This window comes from Vibrio sp. RM-69-4 (genome assembly GCF_024743775.1).
Lineage (GTDB): Bacteria > Pseudomonadota > Gammaproteobacteria > Enterobacterales > Vibrionaceae > Vibrio > Vibrio anguillarum.
In genome coordinates, this window is record NZ_JAMQXI010000094.1 from 101,954 (window position 1) to 122,699 (window position 20,746).

The window sequence follows — 20,746 nt, forward strand, 5'->3', positions numbered from 1 at the left end:
CGACACTTTCTGACCGGATAAACACACACCGATGTGAAATGGTTTTTTGCAACTTACCCACATTGAACAATACTTAGCAATGTCATCCAATTCGGAGTTGGTTATGAAACGACGTCGTTACTCACTGAGCATTCACATTACGAGTCTCTTTTTAGTGCTCGCCATGGTGATCGGCATTGTATTGATTGGCATAAGTTATCACCATAGTCAGCAACTACTGACGGTAAGTGCACAAGGATTAAGTAGCGAAAACAGCAAAAAACTGGAATCAGCATTTAAACAAAGTGCCGCACCTATCTTGACTACGCTCGATTTTTTAGCTTTTAGTAACGTAATTGATCAACCGGATAAAGTCATCTCGGACCCACGCCAACTCGCCACCGTTTGGCTGACCTTCCAACGTAATCCACAGTTGGTCGCGCTCTATTATTGTGACGAAGCTGGAGCTTGTACTACATTTCGCTCGCTGAGCTTTGATAAAGCCAAACAGCGTTTTGATGCCCCCGCACAAGCTCAGCTATTGGCCCATTACACTCAAGTTGATGGCACTAACCGCTTTATCTATTTAGACCAGAACCTTAAAAGCCTGCTCGACAAACAAGATAACAACAATAAATTTGATCCTCGCGTGCGTCCTTGGTTTACCTCGGCAAGTCAAGATGGCGCGATACGCTTAACGGAACCTTATTTCTTTTTCTTCCTACAAACGAGCGGCGTCACACTGTCACGTAGATCGGCCGATGGAAAGAGTGTGCTTGGCGCCGATTTCACGCTTGACTCACTGTCAAAACAGATGAGTACGATGGGTTTTTCTGACAGTGCTCAGCTCATTTTGTTCGATAATCAATTTAGACCACTCGCCCAACACAATACTAAGTTCGAGCTACAACAAGATCCCTCACAGATTGCACAGCAGCTGCAGCAAAGTACTTTTGCACCAATATTGAATCGGGTCAGCAGCCAAACTTTGTATGAAACGGTCAATATGAATGGCACAACGTGGTCGGTGACGTTAACGCCGGTACTTTTAAACGACAATGTACGCTTGTTGCTGGCAGAAGCGGTACCGCAAGACGATTTGATCGCAGATTTGCTCTCGATGCGAGATCAGCAGATTTTTGTCGCGTTAATCATGCTCGCTATCGCTTTTGCAGTGGTTGGTTTTGTGGCGCAAAGGCTCGCCAGCCCTTTAGGTAACCTAGTGCAATTGACCGACAACATCACGCGCTTTGAATTTAAAAAGACACGCTACCCAAAAAGCCGGATCCGCGAAGTTGCCAATTTAACCCAATCGATAGAGCTCATGGAGCATACACTGCACGACTTGCTGCGACTATTACGCGAAACCGCCAGCAATCAAGAATTCGGTGTGTTAGCCAAAACGATTACCCATCAAAGCTATTTGATCACTCGAGCTGAAACTATTTTGCTCTACACTTATGCCAACGAAAATAACCAATTTATCACCGCAGCAAACCACGCCATCATTCCCTTTAAGCTTGATATCAACCAGTTGTCTCAAGAGATGCCGTGGCTACTTTCTGAACTGCGTAAAGGCCAAACGGTTCATTTATCTAAAACCGATAATTCGATGCGTAAGCATAAAGATGAGCTGTATAATTCTGATCTTTATCTTTTCCCACTGCTCAACCGAGACAAGCAGTTGGTTGGCGTATTAAACCTAGGCTACGAACGGGCCATCACTCCCGATCAGCAAGACAAACATGCATTTTTACGAGAGCTGCTCAGTTTTGCCGAAATCGCTAAAGACAATATCGACAAAATGCAACGGCAAAAGGAGATGCTCAACTCGTTTATTGAATTGATTGCATCGGCCATTGATACCAAATCCCCTTACACGGGTGGCCATTGTCAACGAGTTCCTGAATTAACCAAAATGATCACCAAAGCGGCTGAAAACGATCACACCTATTTCCCACAATTTTCCATGACCAATGAAGAGTGGGAAGAGCTCACGCTCGCCGCTTGGCTGCATGATTGTGGCAAAGTAACCACGCCTGAATATGTGATTGATAAAGCGACTAAATTAGAAACAATCTATGACAGAATTCACGAAATTAGAATGCGTTTTGAGCTGCTCAAATGTCAAGCTGAAACGGACTACTGGCAAGGTGTTGCGCAGGGCAAGAACGAGCCAGATCTCAAGCAGCAGTTGCTGACGAACCAACAAATCCTCGATGAGGAATTTGCTTTCGTCGCGCAATGTAATATTGGCAGTGAGTTTATGAGCGATGATGACCTTTCCCGCTTAGAGCGAATTGCGCAAAGAGAGTGGAAACGGACCTTAGATGATCAACTCGGTACTTCTTGGATAGAGAACCAACGTGCAGGAGAGTCAAAACCATTGCCCACTATGGAGCGCTTGCTTGATGATAAACCCGTACACCAGTTGCACTGGGTGAACGGTTGCCGTCCACAAGATCTGTGGCAAGAAAACTTTATTTTACAACCGGGAGAACTGCGCTATAACCGAGGTGAGCTCTATAATTTGTCCATTCGCCGTGGCACGCTCACTAACGAAGAACGCTTTATGATTAATGATCACATTGTGCAAACCATCATGATGCTCAAGCGGCTACCTTATCCTGAACATATGAAAAACGTTCCTGATATTGCGGGAAGCCACCATGAACGAATGGATGGCGCGGGTTATCCAAGAGGTTTAAGTGAAGAGCAGCTTTCCATCCCCGCTCGAGTGATGGCAATAGCCGATGTGTTTGAAGCACTGACCTCTAGCGATCGCCCCTATAAAAAGGCAAAAACGCTCAGCGAATCGATCGCGATCATGACCACCATGGCCACCACAGGCCATATTGATCCGAAGCTTTACTTACTCTTTTTAGAAAAAGAGATTTATCAAGACTATGCGGATCGGTTTTTACACTCCGATCAGCACAGCCCAATTGATAAAGAAGCACAGATAAAAAAAGTAAAAATGAGTTTGAAAAAGACTTTTTAAAGACCGCGAATATCTAACTCATTCTGGATCAGCACAATGCACTGCGAGGCAAACAGCATTCGAGGCCCAAGGCTGATTTTCTGTGTATTAAGGCGCTTTAAACTGTTCCAACTTTTTTTCGGCATCGGGATGTGGTCAGTAAGTAAAAAGCAGCTGTCGTCAGAAAATTGATGCTCACGGACACTTTCGCCTTTTTTATCCAGTAAATACAAGTGGTAACTTTCAGAAAGGCGTTGCACCAACTTTTCAAAACTGATGGTTTCAACCGTGAGTCCTTGCTCGACCTCTCGGGTTTGCTCTTTGCCCATACCCACGGAAACGTCTAAAGCGTGGCCTATTTTGGTCAGCAAGGCTTGCTCGTGAAAGCCACCGATATTGTGCAACTGGCTCGACTCAAAGCATAAAGTCCGCGAGAAATCTTGCGTACTTTCCAGCACTAAGTAGACCACCACGTCATCACGATGCGACTGCGCAGTAAAAATAGCGTTCATGAGTACGTGGGCCAAAATTTCGGTGTGGGCTTCTTGCCCAACAGAGGCTAAAAAAGTCTGTTTATCCGTGGAAGCGGCGCGGGCCCTTACAACAAAAGCTCTCATGTGACTGACTCAATTCATTCAATAAAGCACGGACTCTATCACAATCTCCATCTACTGGAATAGTGATCTACTGGTGAAGCTACGGTTCGCTCGTCAACACAGCTTTGCTTTTCGGGAGCCCCAATGAAATGAGAGTGGTCAGCAGCAGAAAACCAAACGAAACCCACAAACACGCCGCTAATCCCCAAAGTTGGAAAACCCACCCGGAAAGCACGGTACCGATTAAACGCCCCATCGCGTTTGCCATGTAGTAAAAACCAACATCAAGCGATACACCATCCCCCTTGGCATAGCTCACGATCAAATAGGAATGCAGCGATGAGTTAATCGCAAAGACCGCGCCGAAAAGCAGTAACCCCGCGATGATCACGACTTCCGGATGCCACTGCGCTTGAATGCTGTAGGCGATCAAACCAGTAATCAGCGCCAGTAGCGCCGCCCAACCGAGCGCAGATCGCCCATCCGGCACTTGGTCTGAAGCACTGCCCGTTATTTTAGGAGCAAACCCTTGGATCACGCCGTAGCCAATCACCCACAGCGCTAAAAAGCCGCCCACGGCACTGTGATCCCAACCAAAAACGCTGCCCAGATAAATGGGTAAGGCAATCACAAACCAAACGTCTCGCGCGCCAAATAAAAATAGGCGAGCCGCCGATAAAATATTCACGCTGCGCGATTTGGAGAAAATCTCTGAAAATTTCGGTTTGGTTTTGGCTTTGCCAATATCGGCTTGCAAGCTAAGCAAACTGCCGATAAAAACCAACAGCAATACCGCCGCCATAGCCGCTACCGCATATTGAAAGCCGATCCAAGAGAGCAAGACGCCACCGAGAAAAAAGCCGGCCCCTTTTAGAGCGTTTTTTGAACCCGTAAGAATGGCTATCCACTTGTAGAGTGCGCCTTGTGCATTTTCAGGGACTAACGTTTTGATCGCACTTTTTGCACTCATTTTATTGAGATCTTTTGCGATGCCCGATAACGCCTGCGCCGCCATCACCCAAGGAATGGTTAACCATGCAGCAGGTACAGCAAGCATCAAGAGCGCGAATATTTGCATGCCAAGGCCAATATTCATGGTGCGATTCAGCCCTAAACGCGCACCAAGCCAACCGCCAATCAGGTTCGTCACCACGCCAAAAAATTCATAAAAGAGAAACAAAGACGCAATCGCTAAGGTCGAATAACCCAAATCATAAAAATACAACACCACCAACATACGCAGCGCGCCGTCAGTGACGGTAAAATTCCAATAATTAAAAGTCACTAGTATGTACTGGCGAACGTTTTGCTTGAGTTGAGACAGCATAATCACTCTCTTTGCAAAAGAGCCGCCTAAGGCAGCTCTTTGGGACTGTTATTGATTAACAAATTGTTTGATGTACTCAACTTGTACATCTTTGGTAAACGCACCCGGTCTTAATGATTGAACTTGAGTAATAATGTTTTGCAGTTCCCAACCTTTCTCCAGCAATAAATGAGCAGCAAGTAAACCAGTACGACCCGATCCACCCATGCAATGCATGGCAATCTTATCTCCCTTGGTAAGCGCCTGATGAAGTGACGAGGAGATACTTTGCCAATGCGTTTGAAACTGGTGGTCGGGCGCGCAATCATCTTCAATTGGGGCGTGAAACCATTGCAGCCCCGCTTGTTCAACCACTTTAGGCAAGTCGCCAACGCCTTTCTCTTGCATCTCTTCGTGACTTAGAGCCGTCACCACAACGGTAACACCTTGAGATCTCAGTTGTTCAATACTCTCAACCAGAGGAAGATCTTTTGTCCCCGGGCAAGGCGTCAATACCAAACCAGCGCTGTTTTCTGCAACAGGCAGTTCCCATGTAGGATGTGTCATTTCTTTGCTCCTTTATGCCAAACCGACTTTGCGTACTAATTCTGCAGTACGCGTTGCGTAACCCATTTCGTTATCATACCAAGCGTAAATTTTCACCATGCGCTTGCCCACCACCATGGTCGAGAGTGCGTCGACAATCGTTGAACGTTGATCGCCTTTATAATCAATCGATACCAATGGCCGCGCTTCAAAACCGAGAATGCCTTTGAGCTCATTTTCTGAAGCCGCTTTAAGTAGCGCGTTGACTTCTTCCGCGCTGGTATCGCGTTTCACATCAAAAATAATGTCGGTTAACGAGGCATTGGCTAGCGGCACACGCACCGCGTGACCGTTAATTTTGTCTTTCAGATCGGGGAAGATTTCCACAATCGCTGTCGCAGAACCTGTAGTTGTTGGGATCAAACTCATACCACAAGCACGCGCACGACGTAGATCTTTATGCGGTGCATCCAAAATGGTTTGCGTATTGGTCAAGTCGTGAATGGTCGTAAACGAGGAATGTTCAATACCCAGTTGCTCGTGAATCACTTTGACGATAGGCGCAATGCAGTTGGTTGTGCAAGAAGCGGCCGTAACAATCTGATGTATTTGTGGATCAAAGATGTGGTCATTGACCCCAACCACGATATTGGCAATCCCCGCTTCTTTCACCGGGGCCGATACCACCACACGTTTGACACCTTGCGCGAGATACTGATTCAAAAACTCAGATTTGCGGTGTTTGCCTGTTGCTTCGATGACCACATCACAACCAGACCAATCCACATCATTGATCGCTTTTTGTTGTGAGGTACGAATAACCTTACCGTTGGCAATGATCGCATTACCGTCGCTTGTCACTTGGTGATGCCAACGGCCTTGTATTGAATCAAATTCGAGCAAATGAGCCAAGGTCGCCGCGTCACCCGCAACGTCGTTAATCTGGACAAATTCGATCTCTGGCCAATCAAATGACGCCCTTAATGCTAAACGACCAATGCGGCCAAATCCGTTAATTCCGACTTTAATCGACATATTTATTTCCTTTTATCCCTTCTAAACACAGCATTCTGGGCGATATTCCATCTCTGCCAGCCTTTGCATATCTTGTTGGTATTCTTTTTTCAGGCAGTTGGATTCCACCAGCCCTTGAATTTGTTTTTTCATCCATCCGGGTAGTTGGTCCGATAACCGATAAAACACCCATTGGCCTTGCCTTGTATCAACCACCACGCCACTGGAACGAAGTAGAGCCAGATGGCGAGAAATTTTCGGTTGGCTTTCATTTAACGCTTGCGTCAACTCGCCGACACACACTCGTTGCTCGCGTGCAATCATGAGCAAACAGCGCACCCGTGTTTCATCGGACAGCAATTTAAAAAACTGATGAGGTAGCATTTTACTTATCTCTGCATATACGGATGTACATATGTATCATATAAAAAGAAATCGCTGTCAATAGAAAAGTTACCGCTGACTTCAGAGAACAATGCTAAAGCGAGCAGTAAAATAGCTGATGGTATGTTGCAGGGCTTTTGTGGCATTTTGATTACAATCGATTTCCCAATAGATCTATTTTTGATACGCCGATCATACCCCGATGCATCGCAACATTGGGATCAAGAGTTCGTGCGTAGCAGAACATAGATGACGTTTCTAATTCATTCACAAACATTTCACATTTTTAAAACAGTCTACGGTTATGAAATTTAATGAGAAAAATATCCTGAAGTTCGGACTCAGAGAGCGCTAGTATTTCTTTTTCATACGCAGCGCGACGTTGACCAAGGCAATCAACACCGGCACTTCAACCAAGGGCCCAATCACACCCGCAAATGCTTGATCGGAATTTAAACCGAACACGGCAATGGAGACCGCAATCGCCAGTTCAAAGTTGTTGCCTGATGAGGTAAAAGCAATTGAGGCATTTTGATCGTAAGGAATGCCCAGTTTTTTACCAATGAAAAAGCTGACAAAAAACATCACTAAGAAATAAATCACTAAAGGGATGGCAACGCGTATCACGTCCATCGGCAGTTCAATGATCATCTCGCCTTTCAGGCTGAACATCAAAACTATCGTCGCTAGTAGTGCCACTAGCGTAATCGGTGAAATACGCGGAATAAACTCCTCGTTGTACCATTGCTCACCTTTCGCGGCCACCAACCATTTGCGGCTCAAAAAGCCAGCTAAAAATGGGATACCGAGATAAATCAGCACACTTTCTGCGATATCGAGAATGGTAATATCAACCACAAAGCTCTCGAGCCCAAAATACGGCGGCAAAACAGTAATAAATAGCCACGCCATAAAACTGTAAGTGACAATTTGAAATGCACTGTTGAGCGCCACCAACGCTGCGCCGTACTCTTTGTTCCCACCGCTGATATCATTCCACACCAATACCATCGCGATGCAACGCGCCAGACCAATTAAGATCAGTCCGACCATATAACCGGGATAATCGCGTAAGAAAATGATCGCCAATGCAAACATCAAGATAGGCCCGATAATCCAGTTCATCACTAAAGAGAGTGTGATGGCGCGTTTATCACGAGTCACTTCACCTAGTAGGCTGTAATTCACTTTTGCCAGTGGTGGATACATCATCAAAATCAAACCGATCGCCAGCGGAATATTGGTCGAACCGACCGACATGCTCTCATTCCACTGCGCCACTTGCGGAAAGAAGACACCGATCGCTACCCCTAACCCCATCGCAAGGAAAATCCACAAGGTTAGATAGCGATCGAGAAAACTCATTTTTTCGGCTGCAGAGGCTTCTGCGCAGACAGGTAATTCACTCATACATCACATCTCTCGGTCAGTCTAAAAAGGGAGCCGCGCACAACTTTCTACTTACAGCCATGGCGACATAGTAACGCTAAAATTTCATTCATTTTGGCAAGATGGGCCAGCAATACGCGTTAGCTCTTGCGCAATCAATGCGGTATTGTGGCTCAGCGTGATGTCCAATATCTGCACCATCCAACTTTCCAGCTCAGGATTGATTTGGTAGTACACCCACTTGCCGCGACGTTCATCAATCACTAGCTCATTTTTTCTCAGTTCAGCTAAATGACGGGACACTTTGGGCTGACTTAATTGCAACGCATTCATTAAATCACACACACACAACTGCCCTTTGTGCTTCATCAACAGCAAGGATTTGAGCCTCGTTTCTTCAGACAAGGATTTATAAAAAGATAAACTGCGGCACATAAACAATACATATGGAATATCGAATGTGTTTTAGTGTAAGGAGCAAAAGAATAAAAGTCAAACACCAGAACTATCCTCGCCTCGCGCACGACGGGCGGCGCTTGAAAAGCAGCGTGATAACGGGAGAAATGATTACTGCAATACAAATAACGATCGTTTGGTTGACCTATACCACATCAATGATTAGGATCACATTTTAAAAATCAACTAAGAGACGTTGCGAATGCTGCTTACGCCGCCCTAGATTGATCTTTACCTCTCACAACTCACCTTTTTATTTCATTTTTTAGAGATCAAGTATGCTACAAAATATTAAGCGCGATTGGTTTTCCAATGTGCGAGGGGATGTTCTAGCTGGCACTGTCGTTGCGTTAGCATTAGTTCCTGAGGCAATAGCCTTTTCTATCATCGCAGGTGTAGACCCTAAAATCGGCCTTTACGCTTCATTCAGTATTGCCGTGATCATTTCAATTGTCGGTGGACGACCCGGCATGATCTCAGCAGCTACTGGAGCAATGGCGCTGTTGATGGTCACTTTAGTCAAAGAGCATGGCTTGCAATATCTACTGGCAGCCACTGTTTTGACCGGGGTTCTACAAATACTGGCCGGTTACCTCAAACTGGGCGATTTGATGCGTTTTGTATCACGTTCGGTCGTGACGGGGTTTGTTAACGCGCTGGCGATTCTGATTTTTATGGCGCAATTACCAGAGCTGACCAATGTAACATGGCACGTTTATGCCATGACACTCGGTGGGCTGGCGATTATCTACCTATTCCCCTACGTTCCTGTGGTTGGCAAATTGCTACCTTCGCCATTAGTGTGCATTATCGCCTTAACTCTGATTGCTATCAGCTTTGGCATTGATATTCGCACTGTGGGCGATATGGGTGAATTACCAGATACTTTACCGATATTTTTATGGCCAGATGTTCCGCTCAACCTTGAAACCTTATGGATTATATTTCCTTATTCAGCCGGATTGGCCGTTGTCGGTTTATTAGAATCAATGATGACAGCAACCATTGTTGACGATTTAACCGATACCAGCAGTGATAAAAATCGCGAATGTAAAGGCCAAGGTATCGCCAACATTGCCACTGGCTTTCTTGGCGGCATGGCCGGTTGTGCGATGATTGGTCAATCGATCATCAACATTAAATCCGGCGGACGCGGCAGGCTCTCTACTTTTTGCGCCGGTATTCTACTGATCATCATGGTGGTGTTTTTAAGTGATTGGCTCAAGCTCATCCCGATGGCGGCTTTAGTCGCGGTAATGATCATGGTTTCCATTGGGACCTTCTCTTGGAGTTCGGTAAAGGATCTCAAAACTCACCCACTTTCTACCAGCATCGTGATGATCGCGACCGTTGTTGTTGTGGTTGCAACCCATAACTTAGCGATCGGTGTCGGTGTCGGCGTGCTGCTTGCTTCTCTTTTCTTTGCTAACAAAATTGGCCGCTTCATGGTGGTTAAAAGTGAACTCTCTGAAAATGGAGAAGAGCGTACCTATCGTGTTGTTGGGCAAGTCTTCTTTGCTTCGTCAGATCAATTTATGAACGCGTTTGACTTCAAAGAGGTCTTAGAGCGTGTCACTATCGACCTCTCTGCAGCGCACTTTTGGGATATTACTTCGGTTTCTTCGCTAGATCGTGCTGTTATCAAATTCCGACGCGAAGGGACCGATGTAAACATCATCGGTATGAATGAAGCAACAGCAACGATTGTCGATAAATTCGGCGTGCATGGTAAGCCAGAAGAAGTTGAAAAGCTGATGGGCGGACATTAAGGAACAGATTATGACCAAGATTATTGCTTGCATCGATGGATCGATTTATTCACAGTCGGTCGCCAATTTAAGCGTGTGGGCCGCCAAAAGCTTACACGCACCGTTAACCTTATTGCACGTACTTGATAAGGCGGCCAATCAAACCGAAAGTGAGCTGTCTGGTAACATCGGTTTAGGCAGCCGAGAACAGCTATTGAAAGAGCTGGTTGAACTAGACGAAAAGCGTTCTAAGCTGGCCTTAAGGCACGGTAAAGCGTTACTCAATGAGCTAGAAACTAAAGCTCATGAACAAGGTTTACAAGATGTGCATAAACTGCAAAAGCACGGCAACCTGCTGGAGACTTTGCTTGATCTTGAAAACGAAATTCGTGTATTGGTGGTCGGTAAATCAGGTGAAGTGCATCAAAACGACGCCATGGCTGTTGGATCTCAATTAGAGAGTATCGTGCGTACAATGAAGTCGCACACCTTAGTGGCAACGGGTGATTTTACGCCACCACAAAGCTATCTATTAGCCTTTGATGGCAGTGAAATTAGCCAGAAATTAGTGGATAAAGCGATTAAAACACCGCTGCTGAAAGGGCTAGAATGCCATTTGGTGATGGTGGAAGATAACCACGATAAAGCGATCGCGTTTAAAGCTGCCGCCGAAAAATTGTGTGAACACGGTATTCACGTTGTGGAAGCGTGCTTATCTGGCGAAGTTCATAAGGCGATTCTTCAGTACCAACAACAAAACCAACTTGGCATGATCGTCATGGGCGCGTTTGGACACTCTAAACTTCGTCAGTTTTTTGTTGGCAGTAACACCACTCGGCTCTTAGCCGAATCAAGCGTACCGATGCTATTGATACGATAATAATTGATAAATTAACTATATAGATAAAGCCTTCTTCGGAAGGCTTTTATTATAAAACTCTGTTGTGAAGGGTAAGTGCAAGTAGTAAACTTGCTGCGGATATGCAACTGGTACTTAGGATGTTAGGTACAAATAAAATCGCGGTTACGGTCACTAACTGACGTGACGCTAAATACTCTCCTAAATCAAAGTCTCATTTACTGGAGCCTATCTAATAAAACTAATAAAAAAATAATTAAATAAACCTAGGCTAGGTTAACTCTATGAAAATAATATCATCTTTAGGCTCACGGCTGACAAGCAGTCTGCCTATTGAAAAAAAACAGCGGGCTCTGGTAGAGTTCGTCATCAATACTTATCAACCACAGCAACTAGCTGATCTTTTCCGCGCCGTTACAGATCACCGCAAAAACCAATTACTCAACCTATTTCCTGAACATCACAATAAAAGCTTCTCAGTACTGTTTGAATTGATGGACTACCGAGAGCTCATCCGGCTCTATCCGAATACGTTAGGTGGAGAGATAGCACATCTTGAACAAGCCGTCAGCGAGTGCTATCCGCATTGGCTAGATTTCTGGTGTGAATGCGAAATTGCGGCTATAAAAACACTATTCCCTATCGAAGCGGATACTCCTCCTCGTATCGAACTGCCACTTAAAGACTGTGCCTACCGTGGTTTTTTGATCGACCAGATAGAGGATTCTGAACTTTGGGTCACAATGCCCAGTCACCCGCAAAAAATGCCTATCAAAGATGCGATCACCTTGAGCAATCTTGAGCTATTTATTAAAGGCGAAAAGTGGTACGAGATGCTGCCTTTATTGTCCTTATCACAAAAAGGGAAGCACTTTGTTTTACTCAAGCATCCTGATAACGAAGCATCTCCCACACTGGTCGCTTCAATGTTGGTACAAGATTGGTCAGTAAATCAGACTTGGCTCAGCTATGTGCCACAGTTCAGTAATAAGCAGTGGCAGTTCTGCTTACCCGATCATAGTTACGATGTTTTGATGGAATTACAGCTTTTCAAACCAGCACTGTCGAAATGCGACTCTCTCCCAGAATTCGATCAGCAATTCCAGCTACAATTGGCTGATAAGCGAGCGGTCTGTGAAGTGCTGCGTTTAACCGTCAGTGGTAACGCTCAGCAAAAGCTCTATTTTCTCTACCTTGCTCAAAAAAAATTCATGCAAGTAATGCATCAGGTAGGATACAAAATCGGTTTCACCATTATCGAACAACCCTTCATGCTCAGTTTTTATCAAGCTATTAACCCGAAAGCGTACTTCCATTGTGGATATTGCGATCTGAATAACGACGGAGTAAAAACTTATCGTGGTTTCTGGAATTTCGAATCAATGAACCGCGTCTTCAGTAATGCCGATTTTCGTGACTATAAACATGCGGTTTCTCAAAGCAGAAAGTACGATTTAATCAAAAAGGAAGAGTATGCTTAATTTCAGCTTAGAGCCAATTCTCTATCCTAAGGCAATAACGCTTATCACAGCGGTAGCTATGGTGCTAGTCTGGCTAACCTACTATTGTTATCGTCTTAAACAAAAAAATGAAGTGATCTGGGGGACACATCACCTACCCTACATAGCATATTCGATATGTATCGTTGCGTGGATCAGCAGTAATGCCTACTTTCATACTGATTTATTGCCTATTCTTGGAGCTTCATCGGCCGTATTTATGGCCAAACTTGCCAACCTCGCTTCTTTTTCTGCGTTTGCCTTTGCATGTTACTTTTCTTACCGACTATTACCCGATCAGCTCAAAAATAAGGTACGCTTATGGCAACAAACATTCTTTATTATCCTGACGTTTTATTCCCTTTATATTAATTTCCTTCCTGATTTGACCATAAAACATGTCGAGATTACGGGTCCCAGTCAGTTCGTTATCGAATTTGGTCCTCATACAAAGTATTTTTTTATTGGACTAATGAGCTTTCTTGCTCTTACTTTAGCCAACATAGTCGCCTTACGAGCCAACAGCAGTAAACTCATATTGACTAAAACCAATTATATGATTGCAGGAATCTTGGTATTCATGCTTTCAACACTCGTAATGCAAGTCGCAATGCCTTTTTTCCTTCAAAACTTTTCACTCACTTGGCTGCCTCCGGCACTCTCCATCAGCGAAATGATGTTTGTTGGCTATGCTCTTATCACTTCACGCTTCTACAGTGTGAAATACCTTGCTTACCTGTGTCTCAATACTGCGTTAGTATGTGGGGTTTTATTCATACCGCTCGGCGCGATCTTCATCCCTCTCACCGACAGCAACCAATGGCTGATTGCAATACCACTCTGTGCACTTATTGGTATTACTTGGAATCCACTCTACAAACGCTTGAGCCGTTACGCCTCTTTACTGATTTACGGCAATCAGCAGACTCCTGTAGAGCAAATTCTCGCTTTGGAAGACGATTTCAAGCGGTCAATTGATGATGCGATGCGCCGTTTAGGCCAGTTATTATACATCGCCGATGATAAGCTGCAGTTCGTTAATAGTAACTATAACGAAACCGTCTACGAACGTTACCTTTCATCCAAACAAACCGCACTAGTGTTTGATGAATTGTTTGAAAAATTAGACAACAAAACCGCGGCAAAAAACTCGATCAAAGCCCTTTATGACAAAATGAGCTCAAACAATACTGCGTTGGTTATGCCACTGTTTGGCCACAGCAAATTGGTCACACATTTATTAATCTCACCACACAAAATCAATAATCAGATGTTTTCTAATGAAGAAATCGCTGCACTTCAAACCTTGCTAACCCGAATACAAAGTATTATTGAAGCGGATAGACGTGTCTGCCAAAGTCGCGCATTAGCGAATTCAATTGCGCATGAAATGCGTAACCCGCTCGCTCAAGTACAATTACATTTTGAAATTTTAAAGCAACATATTGATAGTCAAGCGCCCGCACAACAAATTAAACAGGATATTGAGAACGGCCAAGCGGCTATTCAACGTGGGCGGCAGTTGATTGATATTATCTTGCGCGAGGTCAGCGATAGTTCACCTGAACACGAACCGATTACGATGACGTCGATCCACAAAGCCGTTGATCAGGCGGTCAGTCAATATGGCTTTGAGAACGAGAAAGTAATTGAGCGAATTCACTTACCACAACAAGATGACTTCGTAGCAAAACTTAATGAAACCTTATTCAACTTTATTATTTTCAACTTGATTCGTAACGCAATTTATTATTTTGATTCCTACCCAAATAGCCAAATTGAGATCACAACTCAAATCGGTACTTATGAAAATATTTTAATCTTCAGAGATACAGGCCCGGGGATTGACGACGCCATTTCTTATAAAATTTTCGATGACTTTTTCTCTTATCAAAAAAGCGGAGGCAGCGGTCTGGGGCTCGGCTATTGCCAGCGTGTCATGCGCTCTTTTGGCGGCCGAGTTGAATGCAAATCGAAACTGGGGGAGTTTACGGAATTCCACTTATACTTTCCTATGGTACCCAATGCCCCCCAAGCCGACTCGCTTCGTACTCCTGATTTCAAAAGTTGGCAACAACCTAAACCGAATACAGAGCAAAGAACCGTTGACGATATACAACCAATCGATAAGCCATTTCTAATCAATAACAAAGCACCCACGGTGCTCATCGTTGACGATAAAGAAGTACAACGCTCACTAGTTCAAATGTATCTGAACCAACTTGGTGTTAACAACTTGCAGGCAAACAACGGTGAAAATGCAGTAGAAATCTTTAAAGCGAATTCCATCGATTTGATTTTGATGGATATTCAAATGCCAGTTATGAATGGTTTTGAAGCCAGCAAAATCATTAAGGCGCATTCTCCGCAGGTTCCTATCATTGCGCTGTCAGGTGAATCTGGCGAACGTGAGCTAGAAATGATTAGCAAGCTGATGGACGGTCGTTTAGAGAAACCGACGTCATTAAATGCGTTACAGCAAGTAATCAGCCATTGGTTAAATAGAGACGTTGTACCCAATGCTCATACAGCAAAGAGTGGAACGGTTATTTGACGTGATTGAAGATACCAACATCTAGATAAAACTCAGCCAGTACCAAAACCATTTCAGTGCTGGCTGACATTTTAAAACCGCATAATCTATTATAAACCGTCTACTACCTATACTCGCCAAGCTTTGACCTCAGCGCACCCAAGTGGTTCTAGCTGAATACCTAATGAACCCATGCAAGTTATACATGCAACAATTACATATACACCTTGTTTCATATCTCATTTCATGAACGACAGGGTTGAGCACCGCACCTTTTCAGTCTATTGTTTGTAGCGAAAGACAGGTTCGACTTAAACAACACCTTTGCTTGCACACTTTTAGCCGCCTATTTTTGGCGGCTTTTTTCTTACTAGGCAATTATTTTCTTTTTAACAGCGCGATACACTCTTCGTAGTGAGGGGGATTATGGATGTCCCACAACTGTTTCGCAGCATAATGGGCAAAATCATCATCGGCGGGTAAGCCTTTTTTACGCTGATTTTTGATCTTGAGGTAGATAGCCTGCATATCTTTCTGCTGATCTCTGGAGATAGAGCGCGAATTGGTACACATGTCCGCCAATCCTTCGTAAGCATAGGCATTCACTTCAGCCATATTGATCTTGGCGAAAATCAAGGTAGGAGAAAGCAATACCACTCCTATCAGGGTATTGAATTTACTTGGCATTTCTTCCCCTCAAAAATGACACTTCTATCCATAGTATAGAAGACGACAGAGATTGGGGACGAACATGGTTCCTTCATTTGTTCGATCTTACAACATAGTCACGTCAGTCCACTACTCAATTCAGACTCCTAATCATGAAAAATCACTTCCAAATTGAGCAGACGGTAATCATAAAACGCCACAAAATAACTTTCAGTTTTATAAAACGAATAATAATAACGATGAGAGATCTCGATAGAACTCATGACTTCTTTGCGTGGCACGCTTTTCATTACACAGACGAAACACTAGGGGTAAATCCGACCCAAGCATTTTTGAATGGTATCTAAAATGAATCGTGTTGATTTAAAACCAAACTCCACATCCATACGCTTACCAAAACGCTGCCTAAGCCATCAGTCAAGCGTGCCGACTCCGCGACAACCGCTTGCCTGTCAATCTTTTGGGGGATGCCTTGGCTGCAATATACATACGCTATCGGGATATGGTGGCTGTACGTCGTATGAACCGAAGACTCACTCTGAACGATACTGCCTACGTTTACTGACCGTAATTAAAGGCGAGCAGCTCATTTGGTACAGTCATGATAATGAGCCCATCAGTTTACACAACGGAAAAAGTGTACTGATTTTCTCAGTTAATACCTTTAACGATGTATTCATTAGTGAAACAGAGAGTTACGTCGAGATTGCCGATATACGCTTTGACTGCCAACTTCTGGTGACTATTTACCAGCAAATGAGTGAGAGTTTGCGTGACAATGGTATTAATCCTTTAACGGAAAAACGCCGTTTTGTCTTTGATACCAGTGTTGAAATTCAGCAATTTATTAACCAGTTGCAAACTGGCTTAACCAACCAAACTGGTGCTGGTAGCTTGTATGCCGTCTCACAGGCTTATCAATGTTTGGCCAAACTACTCAGCCAGCTTGAGATGATAAAAAGCAACAAAAAGGACAGTGAGTGCTCCTCCCTTTCCAGTCGAACCTTAAATCGGATACGCAAAGCGCACTCGATGGTTTCTTCAGAACCAGAAAAAAATTGGAGCTTAAGCGAGCTTTGTCGACAAGTAGGCACGAATGAAACCAGCTTCAAACGAGGTTTTAAACTGCTTTTTAATACGACATTTTCCAAACTTCTTCAACACACACGAATGAAAATAGCAGCTGAATCATTAGAGCAGACCGATCGCCCGATTATCGACATCGCTTATCAAGTGGGATATGCCAGCCCTTCTCACTTTAGCAAACTATTCAAACAACACTTTGGGCAGAACCCTCTACAATATCGGAAACATCGTCAACGTCCCTAAATATCGATAAATAAAGCTTAAACCAGTCAAGGTTTCTCTTTCCTAACAGAACAGTAGTCGTGCTGGTGAAGTCATCTTGTCCCTTTTTTATGCGCATTTTGTTGAATACGCTTTTTTGTTGAACAGTTGAATAGTCATCATCAATCACTCCCTAGACAGACAATCATGATAATGATAACTTTTCTCATAAACCAATCGGACGTGATTTCACTATGCCTTACTATCGAGTTCCATTTAATTTGGATTTACTGGAAGAGTCCATGCAGACCAATGGCAATATCGTTTTTAAGCATGAACATTGCGAATTTTCGTTACGTTGCTGTGTGATCAATGATGACATGGTGATGAGCCAATTTAAGGGAAGGTTTGAAACACCCACCCAACTCGATACAACCGATAAAACCGAATACGACAGTGTGACTATCATGCTGAATTTAGGGAATGCGGTTTACTATCAAATTAATGGCTTAAATACGGCAAAGATTTTTCCGGCCAATACTATTGCTCTTTGTTATTCCGATACACGTCATGGCTTCTGTCGCTATCAGCCGCAAATCACTCAGTTATTTGCACTGCAAGTCCCAAGACTTCTATTGCTTGAGTACATCAACATCATGCAAATAAGTGAGCCACTAGCAGATAAGTTAGGACGTCGAGAGCCGTTTTTCCTAATCAGAACAGCTTCTGCTGCGTTGCAATTTATGGCCGTAAAACTTTCAGAGACCCATAATCAAAACAGCGCGATTCAACGCCAGCTTTGCTACTCATTCATCAGTGATGCAGCCCGATATCTAGTCTGCGATGACAGCACTCAACAACAAGGCGATAATAACAATCTCTTAGAAAAAGCGATGGGGATTCTTGATAGTGAGTACACTTTCCCACCCACCATCACCGAACTGGCTCGACGAATTGGAACCAATGAGACCTCTCTCAAACAGGGGTTTCGAAAAGAACTAAATACCACCATTCATCAGTACATCACTCAGCAAAGAATGACAAAAGCGGCTGAACTACTCAGCGCAGAAATCTACACTATTTCGCATATTGCTCATGAGGTGGGTTACTCCAATCATGGACATTTTTCCGCCGCTTTTAAAAAAGAATTCGGTTGTACACCATCCAAATACCTAGCATAACAGGGTGCTCTCACGCCTAAAAAGATGGTCCCAAAAGCGTCATGAGCCATACGGCGATCCTCTATTTTTGGCCCAACACCACCAGCTATTACTTTGACAGTAATTTGTTTGAAACTCATCTAAAGCAAAACCAGAAAATAAAATAAAAATCAATAAAATTAAACACTTAATTTTAATTAAGTTCAAAAACAGACGACCCGCTCTATTCCAACTTGTTTAAATAAGAATCATAAACGTCGATTCACGCTCTTTTTATGCCTTATTCAGTTAGCAGGTAAAAGACAGAATCGGCACTATAAATTCAATATGGATACCACAGGAAAACAGATTCAATGCATAGGAACAGCCTTAAACTTTCACCATTAACTTTAGCTATGACCTTAACTATGTTCACTTCAACCGCTTTCGCACTCGAAAGTGGCCATGATGTCATGGTGGTAGAATCGAGCAAGCAGTCGACCCTTCTTGAACAGATGGACAGTTCGGTCTTGATTAAAACAGGAGAAGAGCTTGAGCAAGCCGGAGTCGATCAAGTTCAAGACTTGGAGAAAGTGTTCCCGGGTCTATTGATCCAAACTCGCGGTAATCGTACTTATGCCAACACGACGATTCGTGGCATCAGTTCACCGGATTATTATTCCCCCACTATTAGCTTGTATGTTGATGGTGTGTTGCAAGACAGCGCCTTTTTAACTCAACCACTTGTTAATGTTGAGCGCGTCGAACTGCTAAGAGGCCCGCAAGGCACTTTGTACGGTGGTAATGCTCAAGGTGGTATTATCAATATCATCACAAAAAAAACCGTTGGACAGAACACAACCGTTGCTAGCGCGAGCTACAGTAACCTCAATGAGCAACTCAATGCTTCGGCAGCTCTCTCACTCAATGACTCGCTTTCCGCCGATATCGCACTGCGCGTAATCAAAGACAATGGCAACATTGAACACCTACCAAGTCAGCAGAAAAATGCTAATAATAGTCAACAATTCAGTGGGTTAGCTCGCTTACACTATTTACCACACAACTCGCCGTTCACTCTGACCTTATCAGTCGCCAATAGCAATCTGGATAGCCATGAAGAGTGGTATCTCACCCAAGCTGAATTTGACCAAAAAATGACGAGCCAAGCGATCCCTCAGCTCAAACGTATCGTTAACAGCTATGCGCTGCAAATGGGTTACGATTTAGGTGAAACTCAATTGACCAGTGTTACGGCTTATCAAAACCGTAACATCTATCGCCAGTTTATTGGAGGAGCTTGGCAAGAAGACCAAAATACTTTTAGCCAAGAGCTACGTGCCAATACGCAAGTCAGCGATGCCTTATCAACGCTATTTGGTGCTTATTTTGAACAACGCGACTTCGACGCAAAATCTGGCGTAGGCTCCCAAGTCACAAATCAGGTTGAAGCAACTCAATACGCTCTGTTTGGCCAAGCCATTTATGCGCTCAATGAACAGATTGACCTCACTTTAGGGCTGCGTGCCACTCACCTTTCGACTCGTGCGGATTACAGTGGTAATCCGTCTTGGATGATTGATGCTTACGCACAAAATAAATCAGAAAACACCCTATCCCCCAAAGCCGCTTTAGGTTGGCAAATCACACCGGACTCTAGAGTATTTACTTCTATATCAAGTGGTTATCGCCCTGGGGGGTTCAGTTTACAGCCACGCAGTAGCGGTGATAAAAATGGCTACAGCGCAGAGAAATCCCTCAATGGAGAGTTGGGCTGGCGTACTCGCTTAGCTGACAACATGGTTGATCTAAGCGGGGCTCTGTATTGGATAAGAACTGATGATATTCAACTCTATACTGGGACTCCTGGTAGCCAAGTGCTGCGCAATTTAGGGGAAGCGCAAAGCCGAGGCTTAGAGTTGCAGCTCGCTTTCTATCCCACGGATGATTTAACCCTGAATCTAGGCGGCACTTTCGGTGAGTCAAGCTTCAAATCGGGCAACCAAGATATTGAGGGGAACACACTACCATACGCACCCAAAACCACACTGGTGGCCGGAATAGACTATGTATTACCACAGGCTTGGTTTAATGGTGCTGTCTCCCTTTCCTCGAATGCTCGCTATACCTCAAGCGTCTTTTTCGATGAAAAAAACACCTTGTCACAAGCGGGTTACACCTTAGTCGACTTAGCCATTCAGTACCAAGTAAACCCACACCTTTCGATGCGCCTGTTTAGCAATAATGTGACCGACCAAGAATACAAAACCTATTCATTCGCAATGCCAAACTCCAGCGTCGCCTTGAGTAACTACGGGGTCGGCCGTGAAGTCGGACTTAACATCAAACTTGAGTGGTAATA

Annotated in this window: 16 protein-coding genes; 8 read left to right on the forward strand and 8 right to left on the reverse strand. The window is 44.1% G+C overall.

Annotated features, from left to right (window positions below):
* Window positions 1-103 precede the first annotated feature (103 nt).
* On the forward strand, window positions 104-2,980 hold the full coding sequence (locus NB504_RS18285; protein WP_258429574.1) for an HD domain-containing phosphohydrolase: 2,877 nt from the start codon (window positions 104-106) through the stop codon (window positions 2,978-2,980).
* Here the strand turns inward: NB504_RS18285 and trmY are convergent.
* From trmY to NB504_RS18320, 7 genes are all read right to left on the reverse strand, one after another.
* On the reverse strand, window positions 2,977-3,576 hold the full coding sequence (trmY, locus tag NB504_RS18290; protein ID WP_013868023.1) for a tRNA (pseudouridine(54)-N(1))-methyltransferase TrmY: 600 nt from the start codon (window positions 3,574-3,576) through the stop codon (window positions 2,977-2,979). The genes NB504_RS18285 and trmY overlap by 4 nt on opposite strands.
* 79 nt (window positions 3,577-3,655) lie before the next feature.
* Window positions 3,656-4,888: an organoarsenical effux MFS transporter ArsJ gene (arsJ, locus tag NB504_RS18295; protein ID WP_094132340.1), complete on the reverse strand. Its 1,233-nt coding sequence runs from the start codon at window positions 4,886-4,888 to the stop codon at window positions 3,656-3,658.
* Between the two features lie 42 nt (window positions 4,889-4,930).
* Window positions 4,931-5,428, reverse strand: coding sequence for a cyclin-dependent kinase inhibitor 3 family protein (locus tag NB504_RS18300; protein WP_258429576.1), 498 nt, complete (start codon window positions 5,426-5,428; stop codon window positions 4,931-4,933).
* 12 nt (window positions 5,429-5,440) lie between these two features.
* The gene (locus tag NB504_RS18305) at window positions 5,441-6,442 is read right to left on the reverse strand and encodes an ArsJ-associated glyceraldehyde-3-phosphate dehydrogenase (protein ID WP_094147402.1); all 1,002 of its coding nucleotides are present in this window, start codon (window positions 6,440-6,442) and stop codon (window positions 5,441-5,443) included.
* Between the two features lie 21 nt (window positions 6,443-6,463).
* Window positions 6,464-6,805 carry a metalloregulator ArsR/SmtB family transcription factor gene (locus NB504_RS18310; RefSeq protein WP_258429577.1) on the reverse strand — a complete coding sequence of 114 codons (342 nt, stop codon included), beginning with the start codon at window positions 6,803-6,805 and terminating at the stop codon, window positions 6,464-6,466.
* 351 nt (window positions 6,806-7,156) lie between these two features.
* Entirely contained in the window at window positions 7,157-8,215 is a 1,059-nt protein-coding gene (arsB, locus tag NB504_RS18315) for an ACR3 family arsenite efflux transporter (protein WP_017046038.1), read from the reverse strand.
* Window positions 8,216-8,299: 84 nt separating this feature from the next.
* Complete coding sequence (locus tag NB504_RS18320; protein WP_017046037.1) at window positions 8,300-8,629, reverse strand: metalloregulator ArsR/SmtB family transcription factor; 330 nt, start codon at window positions 8,627-8,629, stop codon at window positions 8,300-8,302.
* 299 nt (window positions 8,630-8,928) lie between these two features.
* Between NB504_RS18320 and NB504_RS18325 the strand changes: the two genes are divergently transcribed.
* From NB504_RS18325 to NB504_RS18340, 4 genes are all read left to right on the forward strand, one after another.
* Entirely contained in the window at window positions 8,929-10,419 is a 1,491-nt protein-coding gene (locus NB504_RS18325; RefSeq protein WP_017048956.1) for a SulP family inorganic anion transporter, read from the forward strand.
* A gap of 10 nt (window positions 10,420-10,429) precedes the next feature.
* Entirely contained in the window at window positions 10,430-11,278 is an 849-nt protein-coding gene (locus NB504_RS18330; RefSeq protein WP_258429578.1) for a universal stress protein, read from the forward strand.
* Window positions 11,279-11,541: 263 nt separating this feature from the next.
* Window positions 11,542-12,738 (forward strand): acyl-homoserine-lactone synthase, encoded by a 1,197-nt coding sequence (locus tag NB504_RS18335; RefSeq protein WP_258429579.1) that lies wholly within the window; start codon window positions 11,542-11,544, stop codon window positions 12,736-12,738.
* The gene (locus NB504_RS18340; protein WP_258429580.1) at window positions 12,731-15,310 is read left to right on the forward strand and encodes a hybrid sensor histidine kinase/response regulator; all 2,580 of its coding nucleotides are present in this window, start codon (window positions 12,731-12,733) and stop codon (window positions 15,308-15,310) included. Before NB504_RS18335 ends, NB504_RS18340 begins: the two co-directional genes overlap by 8 nt.
* 357 nt (window positions 15,311-15,667) lie before the next feature.
* Here NB504_RS18340 and NB504_RS18345 read toward each other — a convergent pair whose 3' ends face one another.
* Window positions 15,668-15,976 (reverse strand): hypothetical protein, encoded by a 309-nt coding sequence (locus NB504_RS18345; RefSeq protein WP_258429581.1) that lies wholly within the window; start codon window positions 15,974-15,976, stop codon window positions 15,668-15,670.
* A 330-nt stretch (window positions 15,977-16,306) separates the two neighbouring features.
* Between NB504_RS18345 and NB504_RS18350 the strand changes: the two genes are divergently transcribed.
* From NB504_RS18350 to NB504_RS18360, 3 genes are all read left to right on the forward strand, one after another.
* Window positions 16,307-17,287: an AraC family transcriptional regulator gene (locus tag NB504_RS18350; protein WP_258429582.1), complete on the forward strand. Its 981-nt coding sequence runs from the start codon at window positions 16,307-16,309 to the stop codon at window positions 17,285-17,287.
* A 260-nt stretch (window positions 17,288-17,547) separates the two neighbouring features.
* Window positions 17,548-18,426, forward strand: a complete 879-nt coding sequence (locus NB504_RS18355) for a helix-turn-helix transcriptional regulator (RefSeq protein ID WP_258429601.1) — start codon at window positions 17,548-17,550, stop codon at window positions 18,424-18,426.
* 374 nt (window positions 18,427-18,800) lie between these two features.
* Window positions 18,801-20,744, forward strand: a complete 1,944-nt coding sequence (locus tag NB504_RS18360) for a TonB-dependent receptor (protein WP_309303459.1) — start codon at window positions 18,801-18,803, stop codon at window positions 20,742-20,744.
* Window positions 20,745-20,746 lie beyond the last annotated feature (2 nt).